This is a genomic window from Planococcus glaciei (assembly GCF_900099655.1).
In the GTDB taxonomy this organism is placed as follows: domain Bacteria; phylum Bacillota; class Bacilli; order Bacillales_A; family Planococcaceae; genus Planococcus; species Planococcus glaciei.
In genome coordinates this window covers 254,299-268,199 of the sequence record NZ_FNDC01000002.1, presented here as the reverse complement: position 1 = coordinate 268,199, position 13,901 = coordinate 254,299, and the positions used below count along the sequence as shown (strand labels likewise).

Annotated in this window: 13 protein-coding genes and 1 other annotated feature; all 13 genes read right to left on the bottom strand. The window is 51.7% G+C overall.

What is annotated here, in order from left to right; translation table 11 throughout:
• Positions 1–55: 55 nt before the first annotated feature.
• Entirely contained in the window at positions 56–646 is a 591-nt protein-coding gene (locus tag BLQ32_RS04680; RefSeq protein ID WP_036807559.1) for a DNA-3-methyladenine glycosylase, read from the bottom strand.
• Between the two features lie 23 nt (positions 647–669).
• The gene (trpA, locus tag BLQ32_RS04675) at positions 670–1,440 is read right to left on the bottom strand and encodes a tryptophan synthase subunit alpha (protein ID WP_074509309.1); all 771 of its coding nucleotides are present in this window, start codon (positions 1,438–1,440) and stop codon (positions 670–672) included.
• A complete protein-coding gene (trpB, locus tag BLQ32_RS04670) occupies positions 1,437–3,233 on the bottom strand; it encodes a tryptophan synthase subunit beta (RefSeq protein WP_074509308.1) in 1,797 nt (598 codons plus the stop codon). The genes trpA and trpB overlap by 4 nt, the downstream gene beginning before the upstream one ends.
• The gene (trpC, locus tag BLQ32_RS04665) at positions 3,230–4,003 is read right to left on the bottom strand and encodes an indole-3-glycerol phosphate synthase TrpC (protein ID WP_074509307.1); all 774 of its coding nucleotides are present in this window, start codon (positions 4,001–4,003) and stop codon (positions 3,230–3,232) included. Before trpC ends, trpB begins: the two co-directional genes overlap by 4 nt.
• The gene (trpD, locus tag BLQ32_RS04660; protein ID WP_074509306.1) at positions 4,000–4,992 is read right to left on the bottom strand and encodes an anthranilate phosphoribosyltransferase; all 993 of its coding nucleotides are present in this window, start codon (positions 4,990–4,992) and stop codon (positions 4,000–4,002) included. The genes trpC and trpD overlap by 4 nt, the downstream gene beginning before the upstream one ends.
• A 61-nt stretch (positions 4,993–5,053) precedes the next feature.
• Positions 5,054–5,286 (bottom strand) — a binding site (T-box leader).
• Between the two features lie 171 nt (positions 5,287–5,457).
• Entirely contained in the window at positions 5,458–7,089 is a 1,632-nt protein-coding gene (locus BLQ32_RS04655; RefSeq protein ID WP_036807571.1) for a long-chain fatty acid--CoA ligase, read from the bottom strand.
• Positions 7,090–7,139: 50 nt separating this feature from the next.
• Complete coding sequence (locus tag BLQ32_RS04650) at positions 7,140–8,114, bottom strand: CaiB/BaiF CoA transferase family protein (protein WP_074509305.1); 975 nt, start codon at positions 8,112–8,114, stop codon at positions 7,140–7,142.
• Positions 8,115–9,263: an acyl-CoA dehydrogenase family protein gene (locus tag BLQ32_RS04645; RefSeq protein WP_074509304.1), complete on the bottom strand. Its 1,149-nt coding sequence runs from the start codon at positions 9,261–9,263 to the stop codon at positions 8,115–8,117.
• Positions 9,264–9,277: 14 nt separating this feature from the next.
• Complete coding sequence (locus tag BLQ32_RS04640; RefSeq protein ID WP_074509303.1) at positions 9,278–10,048, bottom strand: 3-hydroxyacyl-CoA dehydrogenase; 771 nt, start codon at positions 10,046–10,048, stop codon at positions 9,278–9,280.
• Between the two features lie 18 nt (positions 10,049–10,066).
• Positions 10,067–11,215, bottom strand: coding sequence for a thiolase family protein (locus BLQ32_RS04635; protein ID WP_074509302.1), 1,149 nt, complete (start codon positions 11,213–11,215; stop codon positions 10,067–10,069).
• 154 nt (positions 11,216–11,369) lie between these two features.
• On the bottom strand, positions 11,370–12,272 hold the full coding sequence (locus BLQ32_RS04630; protein WP_074509301.1) for a glycine betaine ABC transporter substrate-binding protein: 903 nt from the start codon (positions 12,270–12,272) through the stop codon (positions 11,370–11,372).
• A gap of 12 nt (positions 12,273–12,284) precedes the next feature.
• Entirely contained in the window at positions 12,285–12,884 is a 600-nt protein-coding gene (locus BLQ32_RS04625; RefSeq protein WP_051413819.1) for an ABC transporter permease, read from the bottom strand.
• A 35-nt stretch (positions 12,885–12,919) separates the two neighbouring features.
• Complete coding sequence (locus BLQ32_RS04620; RefSeq protein WP_074509300.1) at positions 12,920–13,888, bottom strand: ABC transporter ATP-binding protein; 969 nt, start codon at positions 13,886–13,888, stop codon at positions 12,920–12,922.
• Positions 13,889–13,901 lie beyond the last annotated feature (13 nt).

Below are 13,901 nucleotides of genomic sequence, written 5' to 3'. Positions count from 1 at the left end.
CTGTATAAGTACTCTTTTTTAGTATTCCACACAGAAAGAAGATTAAACACCACACTTACCGAAACTTTGAAACGAACGGATTATCGCTTTCCCAAAAGCGGTACGGATAATGGACCGCTTCTTCCGAATTGCCGATGCCGACGCGCGGCCCGACGGCCACTGCATGAACCGGATCGCCTTCTGCGATATACAAAGGGCGTTCCGTAAAATGATGGCCGTAATAATCCATCGTAATGCCCATCGCTTTTGTCAATTTGCCGGGGCCGCTCGTCCACTGTTTGATGGGCATGTGCTTTCCGCGCAGTTCAGCCATCAAATCGATGCCTTCGACCGGTTCTACGGCACGAATCAAAATGGCACGCGGTGTATCAACCGGACCGCTGACCACATTGATCAAAGTATGAGTATGCATTTGATACGTATAAACAAGTCCGGGTTTGCCGAACATCACTTCCGTGCGTTTGGTGCGCCGGTTGCCAAAGCTGTGGGCTGCCCGGTCTTCCGCACCCATATAGGCTTCGGTTTCCACGATGCGCCCTGCGACGATTCCTTGCGGCAATTCGTGCACCAGGATTTGGCCAAGGAGACTGCGGGACAGTTCAAGCGTTGGCGCTTCAAAAAAGTCTGCCGAGATTGGCGTAAACATAAAAACATCCCTCCTAATCCGTATTATACCGGATTAAGAGCCGTCACCGCCTGTATGAGCGGTTCAATTTCCCGGATAGTGCCATCCTGGAAAGCCTGGACAATGGCGCTTCCGACGATAAAGCCGTCGACATCTTCCCGCAGCAGTTCCACGTGCTGCGCCTTTGAAATGCCAAAGCCTGCATAAACCGGCACCGGGCTTTTGTCCCGGACGCGGCGCATAAAGGCCTGGACATCACCCGACATTTCGTCGCGCGCTCCCGTGATGCCTTTTACCGTCACCGCGTAAACAAATCCTTCCGCCTCATTCAAAATGGCTTCGAGCCGCTCTTCGGTAGTTGTCAGCGTTACAAGCTGCACCAACGCAATTGCTTCTTTTTTGGCGAACGGTTCGACCAGCTCCCGGTGCTCATAAGGCAGGTCCGGGATGATCAAACCAGAAACCCCCGCTTTTTTGCACTCTTTCACAAAATGCTCGACGCCGACCCGCAAAACCGGATTTAAATACGTCATAATGAGCAGCGGAATTTTCACTTCAAATGTCCAGTTCTTCATTTCATCGAGCACTTTTTGCAGCGTTACGCCTTCTTTTAACGCACGGTTGCCTGCCGCTTCGATTGTCGGGCCGTCTGCGACCGGATCTGAAAACGGGATGCCGATTTCGATGGCGGTCACGCCTGTTTCCTGCAAGTACTGCACTTGCTCGCTCAAGCGCGATAATCCGCCGTCGCCCGCCATAATATAGGCCACGAATGCTTTTCCGCCGGATTCTTTCAAGTCCTGTAATCTCTTCATGACAAGCCCTCCAATCTTTCCGCATACGTGGCCATGTCTTTATCGCCGCGTCCGGAAACGCAGATGACCATTAGTTCATCCGGCTTCATGTCTTTGGCTGTCTTCTCGGCTTGCGCGATGGCATGCGCCGATTCGAGCGCCGGAATGATGCCTTCCAGGCGGGAAAATGTGACCACAGCGTCCAATGCTTCCGCATCGGTAATGGAGACATATTCGACGCGGCCAATGTCTGCAAGATGCGAGTGCTCCGGACCGACTCCCGGATAATCGAGGCCCGCTGAAATCGAGTGGGCTTCCAGAACTTGCCCTGCTTCGTCCTGCAGCAGTTTCATGAATGCACCGTGCAATACGCCTTCCGTGCCTTTTGCCATAGTAGCAGCGTGTTTTTCTGTATGCAGCCCTTCACCCGACGCTTCGACGCCGATCAGACGGACCGATTCGTCCCCTATAAACGGGTAAAATATACCAATGGCGTTGCTGCCGCCGCCGATGCAGGCAAGAACCGTATCCGGCAAACGCCCTTCATGCGCCACAATCTGCCGCTTCGTTTCTTCACCAATCACGCTCTGGAAATCGCGCACCATTGTCGGGAAAGGATGTGGCCCAAGTGCTGAACCGATCAAGTAATGCGTGTCTTCCACGTTCGTCACCCAGTAGCGCAGCGCTTCGTTGACTGCGTCTTTTAACGTGGAACTGCCTTTTGTGACGCTTTCCACACGAGCGCCGAGCAGTTTCATGCGGAACACGTTTAATTGCTGGCGCTTGATGTCTTCTTCGCCCATAAAAATGACGCATTCCAGATCGAACAACGCACAGACCGTCGCTGTTGCCACGCCGTGCTGGCCGGCTCCGGTTTCCGCGACAATTTTCCGTTTGCCCATGCGCATCGCAAGCAACGCCTGCCCAAGTGCATTATTGATTTTATGGGCGCCGGTATGGTTCAAGTCTTCCCGTTTCAAGTAGACTTTCGGGCCGCCCCACGCTTCCGTCAACCGCTTTGCATACGTCAGCGGCTGTTCGCGTCCGACGTATTCGGATAAATAATGATGGTATTCGTTTATGAATTCAGGATCCCGCTTGGCTTCTGCGTACGCTTCTTCCAATTCCTTGACCGCTTTCATCAATGTTTCCGGAACAAACTGCCCGCCGTATTTGCCGAAAAACCCAATTTTCTCAACTGCTTGCTGCATCGAACCACCCTTTGCCTGTTTGATAAACTCCTGTATTTTAACCGCATCTTTTCTGCCGTCCGTTTCCACTCCGCTTGATACGTCCACCATATGCGGGTTCGTCTGTCCGATGGCTGCCCGGACATTGGCGGGATTCAAGCCGCCTGCTAAAATCAGCCGGGAAGCATCCACTTGTGCGCCCTCCAATAAGCTCCAATCAAAGACCTTGCCGCTGCCGCCCCGGTAATCCGTCCCAGGTGCATCCACTAAGATAAAGTCAGCTTTTGAGCGCTCCAGCTTTTCCACATCTTCTTTGCTGCGGATCGAAAACGCTTGAATCACCGGCACTCCGATCGCCTCGACCAATTCATCCGGTTCATCGCCGTGCAGCTGCACCATCGTCAATGGCACTTTTTCCACCGTCTCTTCAATCTCTTCCAGTGACGCGTTGACAAACACACCGATTTTATCCGTACTGATGGGCACGTGTTGTGCCAGTTCAGCCGCCTGCTCAATCGATACTCGCCGTTTGCTTGGCGCAAAAACGAAACCGATGGCATCTGCTCCTTTTGCCGCTTCAATATGCTGAACTTCTTTAAGTCCGCAGATTTTCACTCGTGTCATTTGACCGCCTCCTCAGCTGTTGCTTCCCGAATCCAGTTCCCTGGATCTTCGGAACGCATCAATGCTTCACCAACCAAAATTCCGGAAGCGCCGGAACCAAAAACAACTGCTGCGTCTTCTTTTGAATGAAGGCCGCTTTCACTGATCAGCAAACGGTTGCCGCCAAACGGAAAGGTTTTCGCCAATTCGACTGTGCGATTGACTGACACTTCGAATGTCTTCAAGTCCCGGTTATTGATGCCAATCAATTCGGCATCGAGCTCCAGTGCCCGTGCCAATTCCTGGGCGTCATGCACTTCCACCAGCACTTCGAGTCCGAGAGATGCAGCGTAACCAAACAACCGGTGCAATTCTTCTTTCCCAAGCGCCGCGACAATCAATAAAATAATGGTGGCGCCTGCATGTTTCGCACGGTCAATCTGGATTTCGCTAATCATGAAATCTTTGCAAAGCACTGGAATCGATACGTTTTTCGCCACTTCCCGCAAGTCATCGATGGACCCTTTAAAATACGTTTCGTCCGTTAAGACGGAAATGGCCGCCGCTCCTGCTTCTTCGTATTTCTTCGCTTGCGCCACGACGTCGACTTCGGTGCGGATATCTCCTTTCGAAGGGGAAGCCCGCTTGATTTCGGAAATGACGCCTTTTTGGCTGCGCAAGTGGTCGGCCAACCTTGTTTTTTCCGGGAAAGCTTGGCCGTTTGCCTCTACTTTTTCGTATTGTTTGATTTCCATGCGTTTGGTTTCAATGATTTGATCCAGAATTGTCATACCAACACCCCCGAAGCTAAACGATGCAGTTCAAATACTTTGGCTGTATCACCGGACATGATTGATTTCCGGGCTTGATGCACGCCTTCCGCAATTGTCTCGGCACGTCCGCTGACATAGAGCACCGTTCCGGCATTGAGCGCCACTGTATCCAAATACGGGCTTTCTTTTCCTTCCAGCACTTCCAGAAAAATTTCCGCATTGCGTTTCGGCTCGCCGCCGCGTATGGCATCAATCGGCGCAGTTTCCAGCCCAACCTCATGCGGGTGGATCGTCAGATGGCGTTTGCCGTGTTCATCGAAAACAATCAATTCGTTGACGCCCGCAAGCGACAATTCGTCCAGTCCGCCTGCTCCGTGGACGATGGCTCCACGTGTTCTGCCAAGGCGCATCAATGCGTCTGCCATTGGTTTCATCATGTCGCGGCGGTAAACACCCGTCATTTGAACTGTGATCGGCAGCGGATTGGCAAGCGGCCCCACCAGGTTGAAGATTGTCGGTGTGCCGATGCTTTTGCGCACTTCGCGAAGGTCCCCAAGCGCCGGGTGGATGGCCGGCGCAAACAAGAAAGCAATACCTGTCCCATCCAGCATTTCCGGAATGCGCTCCACTTCCACTTTGGTAGAGATGCCGAGTTCTTCGAGCACATCGGAGCTGCCCGTTTTGCTTGAAACGCTGCGGTTGCCGTGCTTCGCAACGGTCATGCCGCATCCTGCCAGGACAAATGCCGTCAACGTGCTGATGTTGAAGCTGTACGAACGGTCGCCGCCCGTTCCGCACACATCGACCAATTCGCCCCCTACTTCCGGAAGCGGCACCGCTTTTTCTCTCATGGCTTTGACCAGCCCGACCAATTCATCGGCGGTCTCGCCTTTCTCATGAAGGTCAAGCAAGAATTGCTTGAGGCTTTCCTGTTCGATCTTTCCATTCAATAAATCCAATGATTTTTCATACATGCTCTGCTCTGTTAAACTCTCTGCTTTTCTCATGCTATCTCTCCTCAGCTCGTATTGGAATGCAAAAATCCCCGCAACCGGACTGAAATCCGGTTGCGGGGACGGGGGTAAACCGCGGTACCACCACGCATTAATGCAATTTTGCACTCACTTAAAACAGGCTCTTCGCCTTTCCCTTTAACGCAGGGCCTACGTCTCCCTTACTCGCTTCCGCTTTCAGGCCAGCTCTCCTAAGTCCATTCGCGCAAGCAATCCAATCAGCTCCCACCAGCCGCTGACTCTCTAAAATGGATCCACTTGCCTACTCGTCTCAATCCTCGATTTGCACACTCTTCTATTCTGATCTCTTCTCTGGGCTCTTCTCTCAAATGAACTTGCCGCTCGTCCAACAAGTTGACACTCATATTACAATTGTTTTGTATATTCTGTCAAGTGTTATTGACTGCAGCATTTACAAAAATACACCAACAGCCAATCTGCACATTTTTCTTTTACCGCTCAATCGAAGCTTCTCTGCTCTTGGTAGTGATGATCCAGTTCTTTTCGCAACGCGGCTTTCAGGAACTTGCCGACCGATGTTTTCGGCACTTCTTTTAAGAATACGATATCATCCGGCACCCACCACTTGGCAAATTGGCTTTCGAGGTAAGCGAGCAGTTCCGCTTTTGTCTGTTCATTTTCTTCGTAGCCTTCTTTCAACACGACGCAGGCAAGCGGGCGCTCCAGCCATTTCTCATGCGGAATCGCCACTACTGCTGCTTCAAATACGGCTTCATGCGTCATAAGGGCATTTTCCAGATCGACAGAAGAAATCCATTCGCCGCCGCTCTTGATCAAATCTTTTGTGCGGTCCGTCAATTTGATGTAGCCATCCGGTTCAATGACTGCAATATCTCCCGTATAAAGCCAACCGTCCCGGAACGCGTCATTCGTGCGTTCATCTTTATAATATTCATCCGCAATCCACGGGCCTTTGACATTCAGCTCACCCATTGTTTTGCCGTCCCACGGCGCTTCGCCTTGTTCATTGACAATGCGCACTTCAAGCCCAGGCATCGGCAGCCCGGCCATCGCACGGCGCTCGATGCGCTCATCCATCGACAGATCAGCCATCGCCGAAGTCGTGACCGCCAGGCTTACAAGCGGCGACGTTTCCGTCATGCCGTAGCCTGTCACAAATGGCACCTTGTATTTTTCCTCAAACGCCCGGATCAAGCCTTTTGGCGAAGCCGACCCTCCACAGATGATCATCCGCAGCGATTCCAAATTACGCGGATGGGCTTCCAGTTCTTTTAAAACGCCCAGCCAGATGGTCGGAACTCCGGCAGTCAGCGTTACCCCTTCCTGTTCAATCAAATCCAATAGCATGCCAGGCGCAAATCCCGGCCCTGGCAGCACTTGAGTCGTACCGAACAGCACCGCCGCAAACGGCAGCCCCCATGCGTTGGCATGGAACATCGGAACGATGGACATGGCTACGTCACGCTCGGATAGCCCCATCGAGTCGTTCATCCCCAGTGCGAAGCTATGGAGCACAAGTCCGCGATGCGAATACACGACGCCTTTCGGATTGCCGGTTGTCGCTGATGTATAGCACATGCCGGCCGGCGTGTTCTCATCCAAATCTTCCGGAAATACATAGCTGCCATCTTCTGCGCTGAGCAATTCTTCATAGGAATGAACGTTTTCCAGGGCCGTTTCCGGAAGATCCATTCCGTCTTTCATGACGACGAAATGCTTGACGGTTTTTAGCTGCGGCGCGATTTTTTCAATCAACGGAAACAAATCATGGTCTACCAGCAGAATTTCATCTTCCGCGTGGTTGATGACATAAATGATGTGTTCAGGAGAAAGGCGGATGTTGATCATATGCAAAATCGCACCGGAGCCTGGCACCCCGAAATACAATTCCAGGTGGCGATGATGGTTCCAAGCGAAACTGCCGATTTTCGTTCCGCGGTCCATTCCGAGTTTTTCCAGTGCACTTGCCAGCTGGCGTGTCCGCTTCGCAAAATCTTTATACGGGATGCGGTGGATCTGCTCACCTGTCCGCGAAATAATCAGCTTATCAGGGAAATATTGCTCGGCTCGTTTCACAAAAGAAGATAATAGCAGCGGTGCATTCATCATTGGACATCAGGCTCCTTTTTCTTAGCGATTTGGGATTGACGTAATTTGGTTCAGCAGAAATTCACTGTCTGCCGGCGCGCGGCAAACTGAGGATGCTCATGGCGTTCATGCGCTTTCAGGACGGGCGCCAAGCAACAATCAACGTTCATAGAGACCTCGTACCATTCCTGCCAGTCTTTTGTTTTGAAAAAATCAGCGACTTCTGCATGTTCTTTACTGCCGACGGTTTTTGCACTCCATTTTTGCCAATTCGGCTTTTCCGCAAATTCGCAGAAGTTATGCCAGAATTTTTCTTCAAGCGCCCCTAATGTGACGAACCGCCCGTCTTTCGTCTCGTAAATCGCATAGCTGATGCGGTTTCCTGAAATCTCGGGAATGCCGCAATCCGAAGCACCGCTTTGATGATAGATATCGTGGTTGCCCTGGAATTCACCCAGTATTTCAGCCAGCGCAATGTCCAAATAAGCCCCTTCGCCGGTACGGAATTTCCGAAGCAATGCAGCAATGATTTTTTCGGATGCCAACAAGCCCCCGGTATAGTCTGCAAATGTGTTCGCGGGGTGCACTGGACGGCCATTGCTGTCGGCCATTTGGTCCAATGCGCCGGACAGGGCCAAATAATTCAAGTCGTGGCTGCCAAGTTCAGCAAGCGGACCTTTTTGCCCGTAGCCAGACAGTGAACAATACACCAAGTCCGGCTTGACTGCTTTTAAGCTTTCATAATCCAATCCCAGCTTTTTCATAACGCCCGGCCGGAACGTTTCAATCAACGCATCCGCTGTCTTGGCCAATTCCAGCATTTGCTCATGGCCTTCTGCTGTTTTCAAATCCAGATGGACGATCGTTTTCCCTTTATTGTTCGCTTCGTGCACGTAGCCGCCGCTCATATAACGCGCCGGATCACCCGCCGGCGGCTCGATTTTGATCACTTCCGCGCCCATTTCCGCCAGGCGCATCCCGGCATAAGGCCCCGGCAAGTAATAGGTGACATCCAGCACACGGATCCCCATTAACGCCTTATCCATTTACAAGCCCATCCGTTTGGCAATAATGGTTTTCATAATTTCATTGGATCCGGCATAGATGGCCGCAACCGGCGTGTCGCGGTAGCGCCGCGCAATTTTGTATTCTTCCATATAACCGTAGCCGCCGTGCAGCTGCATGCATTCGCCGGCTATTTTTTTCGCCGTATCCGTCAGCCAGTATTTCGCCATGGACACTTTCGAGACAATGTCTTTGCCCGCCATATGGTCTTCAATCAGCGATTCTAAAAACGAATGCCCCAGTTCGATTTCAGTCGCCATTTCGACCAGTTTAAACTGGGAATTCTGGAACGACCCAATCGGTTTGCCAAACGCTTTTCTCGATTTCACGTAATCGAGTGTTGTTTCCAACATGTCTTCTGAAGCAGTTTGTGCAGCAACCGCCACGACCAGGCGTTCCTGCTGCAATTTTTCCATCAAATATGTAAAGCCTTTGTTTTCATCGCCGATCAGATTTGCAGCCGGTACAACACAGTCTTCAAAATACAATTCCGATGTATCCTGTGCGTGAAGGCCGACTTTATCGAGTTTCCGCCCTTTGGTGAACCCGGGCATGCCTTCTTCAATCATCAAAAGCGAGATGCCGCGGTGTTTCGGCTCCGCCTTCGGATCTGTCTTGACAACTACCACTACGTGGGTGCTGTTGATGCCATTGGTAATAAAGGTTTTTTGCCCGTTGACGATGTAGTTGTCTCCGTCCCGCACTGCGGTCGTTGAAATATTTGCCAAATCCGACCCCGCTCCCGGTTCCGTCATGGCAATTGCCGTGATATATTCTCCTGTCACGCAGCCCGGCAGCCAGCGCCGTTTTTGTTCATCCGTTCCGTAAGCTTCAATATAAGGGACCGTGATGTCGTTATGCAGGCCAACCCCGGTCAAGCTGGTGCCGACGCGTTCCATCTCTTCGCCGATGATGACCGCATAGCGAAAATCCAGTCCCAGCCCGCCGTACTCTTCGTCCACTTGCGGACATAAAAACCCCATGTCGCCCATGCGTTTCCAAAACGATTTCGGAATGATGTGGTCTTTTTCCCATTGGTCATATTGCGGCACGGCTTCTTTTTCCAGGAACTTTCTTAGCGATTTCCGGAACAGCTCATGCTCTTCTTCTTCAAAACGGTATTTTCCCATCTCCCTATTCCCCCTTACTTCGGCTGCATACGGATTGCTCCGTCAAGCCGGATCACTTCGCCGTTCAACATCGGATTTTCAACAATGCTTTGGACCAATTGCGCATATTCAGCCGGATGCCCAAGACGGGCTGGAAACGGCACAGACGCCGACAGCGACTTCACGGCCGCTTCCGGCAAGCCATCGAACATCGGTGTTTGCATCAGGCCTGGCGCAATAGTCATGACACGGATGCCGTCCCGTGCCAATTCACGGGCAATCGGCAAGGTCATCGATACCACACCGCCTTTTGAAGCGCTATAGGCAGCTTGCCCAATCTGTCCTTCAAAAGCAGCAACCGAAGCGGTTGAAATGATGATGCCCCGTTCCCCTTCTGCATTCGGTTCGTTTTTCTGCATGGCTGCCGCCGCTACCCGAATGACGTTGAAGGTGCCAATCAAGTTGACCCGGATGACTTTTTCAAACTGATCAAGCGCTATCGGTTCGCCTTTTGATACGACTTTGCCCGGAGTGCCGATGCCGGCGCAATTAATGACTCCGGTAAGCCCGCCCCATTTCTCAACCACATTCGCTACATTGTGCGCCACTTGTTCCGCATTGGTCACATCGGTTTCAAAATAACAGACGCTCTCTTCACCAAGTTCATCAATAAGCGAACCGGCGCGTTCTTTGTTCAAATCAAAAATGGCTACTTTCCCTCCATTTTCGGCTATCCGGCGAACCGTCGCTTCACCAAGCCCCGAAGCCCCGCCTGTTATAATTGCTTTCAATTCTGCTAAGTTCATGCCCAGCCTCCTTTTTCCTTATAACCGTTCAATGATTGTGGCGTTCGCCATGCCCATGCCTTCGCAAATCGCAAGCAAACCGTAGCGCCCTTCGATGCGTTCCAGTTCATGGAGAAGCGATACCAAAAGTTTCGTGCCGGTTGCTCCGAGCGGATGCCCCAAAGCAATCGCTCCACCGTTGACATTCAATTTTTCAGGATCTGCCCCGATATCGTTCAGCCAGGCAAGCGGCACAGGCGCAAACGCTTCGTTGACTTCGTAGCGGTCCATGTCCCCAATTTGGAGGCCCGCTTTTTCCAACACTTTGCGGGTTGCCGCAATCGGCCCCGTCAGCATCAAAGTCGGATCTGAACCGACCACTGCACGCGCCACAATGCGCGCTTTCGGCTTCAAGCCCAGTTCGTCCGCTTTTTCACGCGACATCAACAAGACTGCTGAAGCTCCGTCGCTCATCTGGCTGGCATTTCCCGCCGTGATGACGCCGTTTTCATCAAAGACCGTTTTCAAGCCGCCAAGCACTTCTTCTGTGGTGCCGGGACGGGGGCCTTCATCTACGGAAACCAGCTGTTTTTCTCCATCCGCACTTTCCACTTCAACTGGCACAATTTCGCGTTCGTAATGGCCGTTTTGGATAGCTTGTTGAGCCCGTTCATGGCTCTGGACCGAAAAAGCATCCAGCTGCTCACGGCTGAAATTCCACTTCTCGGCAATGCGTTCAGCTGATAAGCCCTGGTTGATGATTTCGTACTGCTCCGTCAATTTCGTGCTCGGTTTAGCGCCCTGCATATTGGAGAACATTGGCACGCGCGTCATGCTTTCTACTCCGCCGGCAATGACAATATCCATGTCGCCAGCCAAAATGGCTTGGGCTCCGAAATGGACCGCTTGCTGGCTTGATCCGCACTGGCGGTCAATCGTCACGCCGGGCACATAATCCGGGAACCCGGCAATCAACGCCGCCGTCCGGGCGACATTGCCGCCTTGTTCGGCCACTTGGGAAACGCAGCCCAAAATAATGTCTTCCACCGCACCTTTATCGACGCCTGCCCGGTTCACCAATTCCTCCAATACAAGCGCTGCCAGTTCATCCGGCCGGGTATTGGCATACATTCCTTTCCGTCTTCCAATTGCCGAACGGACTCCTTCTACAATGACTACTTCTCTCATTTCTTACACCCCTTTTAATTTTCCTTCTATTATAATGCAACCGCTTTCAATTTAAAGAATTGAATGACTATTCACTCATTAAAGCAATTGTACAAGAATTCCCATGCAAATACCATAAGAAAATCCTGCAGATGGCTCTGCAGGATTCTTTTGTTTATTCTTCTATCAAACCTTGTTCAACCAGGAATTCGCGGGCCACTTCGCTTGCTTCTTCTTTATCCACATCGACACGGGCGTTCATTGCGAGCATTTCCTCTTCCGTGATTTGGCCGGCCAATCCTTTCAGCACTTCTTCCAGTTCCGGGTATTCTTCAAGCGTTTCCAAGCGGACGACGGGTGCTGCGTCGTATTTCGGGAAGAACGACAAATCGTCTTCCGTGGTCTCCAAATCAAACAGTCCGATCCGGCTGTCCGTCGTGAATGCCGGAATCACATCCACTTCGCCGTTTTTCACCGCTTCGTACATGATGGCGGGATCAAAACTTTCAGTTGCAGAAAACTTAAATGGGTATGTGGCGATCATATCGTCATAGCCATCGCCTTTCCGTTCATAAAATGGATGCGGAGCGCCAAACGACATATCTTCTGTTTTGGAGATTTCCGCTAAGTCCGAGTACGTTTTGGCATCATAGCCGCTGTCTTTTGAAAAGGCCAGTGTATAGCCGTTTTCAAATCCGAGCGGCTCCAGCCATGTCGCATTTAGCGTTTCTTCATAGCCTTTTCGCACACGTTCAAGCACTTCTTCCGAAGACTGGCCCGGCTGGGATTCTTCTTTCAACACGTCTTTTAATCCAGTGCCGGTATATTCCACATACATATCGATATCGCCTTTTTCAAGAGCCGGCGTCAAAATGGACACTTCGCCAAGTCCGTCTTCATACTCTACCGCATACTCCGAATTCGCTTCAATATACTGACCCAGAATATGTGGCAATATGTACTGCTCCGTCCACGGCTTGCCGCCGATCACGATTGGATCTGTCCCTTCGCCGCCGCTTCCGCAGCCAGCCAATCCGGCAGACGCTGCCAATAAAATGACCATTGCTGTTTTTTTCACGGATATTCCCCCTTAAATTTTTAAGCCTTTCGGCGTCATGCGCTTCTCAATTTGTTTTAGCACCAAGTCGAATCCAATGGCCAATAAGGCAACCGGCAATGCGCCGGCCAGCACCAAAGCATTATTATAAGATTGAAGGCCGCGGTAAATGATGTCGCCAAGCCCTCCCGCTCCGACAAACGTGGCCAGGGTAGCGATGCCGACCGTCAGCACGGTTGCGGTGCGGATGCCGGCCATGATAAACGGCAGCGCCAGCGGCAATTCAATTTGGCGCAGTATTTGCGTCCGCGTCATGCCCATGCCCCGCCCTGCTTCGATTACAGAGCCGTCAACGCCGGTAATGCCGGTATACGTATTGCGGAGAATCGGCAGCAGCGCATAAATGATCAGCGCCACCAATGCCGTCGGTGACCCGATGCCTAGAATCGGCACTAAAAAACCGAACAACGCCAAGCTGGGAATGGTCTGAAAAATAGCGGTCACTCCGATGATCGGTTCCGCATAGCGCCGGTAGCGCGCAATCAGTATCCCTGTCGGCAAAGCGATAGCAATGCCGATGGCGACTGCCACAAAAGACAAATAAATATGTTCGAGAAAAGCCGACTGGATCATTTCCTGGCGGCTGATAAATGTATCAATGATCTGGCTCAACTGGCTGCACCTTCTTCCTTATGAAGGGCCGCCCGCAGTAAATCACGGTCGCTGGCATAAGCAATCACATGCTCATCTTCCATTAGCGCCAGACGCGGGAGTCCGCTTGCGGATAATTGTTCCACCGCTTCAGTGACGGTTGCATCGACCGAGATTTTTTGGGCTTCTCCCCGCCAATCCTTTTCGAACAGCGAAACAAATTCCTTCAGCTTTCTTTCGCCGAATGTCCGCTGCCGGCTAATGCGCTCGGCGCCGATAAAATTGCGCACAAAGTCGTTCGCCGGTTCCGCAACCAATTGCTGCGGCGTTCCAATTTGCTCCACCTGCCCGCCGCGCATCACAATGATGGAATCGGCAATTTTCAATGCCTCATCCATATCGTGGGTGACAAAGACAATGGTTTTGCGGATGTTCTTCTGCAAGTTCTGCAGCTCATCCTGCAACTGTTCCCGGCTGATCGGATCTAGTGCAGAAAACGGCTCATCCATCAAGACGATGTTCGGGTCCCCTGCGAGCGCCCGCACCACACCGACACGCTGCTGCTGGCCGCCGCTCAATTCAAGAGGGTAGCGGTGGAGGAACGTATCTGGATCAAGGCCGGTCAATTGCAGCAACTCACGCACCCGTGCATCGATCCTTCCTTTTTCCCACCCCAGCATTTTGGGCACCAAGGAAACATTATCAGCAATGGTCATATGGGGAAGCAAGCCAATGCGCTGGATAACGTAGCCGATAGACCGCCGCAGTTCAATCTCATCCAGTCCCATGATCGGCTTTTCATCAATCAGGACAGTGCCTTCGGTCGGTTTTTCAAGTTTATTAATCATTTTCATAAGTGTGGTTTTCCCGCAGCCGCTTGGTCCAATAATCGCTGTTAATTGATGCGAAGGCAATGTAAGAGACACTTCTTTTAATGCTTCCGTTCCATCAGGAAACCGTTTGGTGACCTTATCAAATTGAATCACAGCACCCACTCCT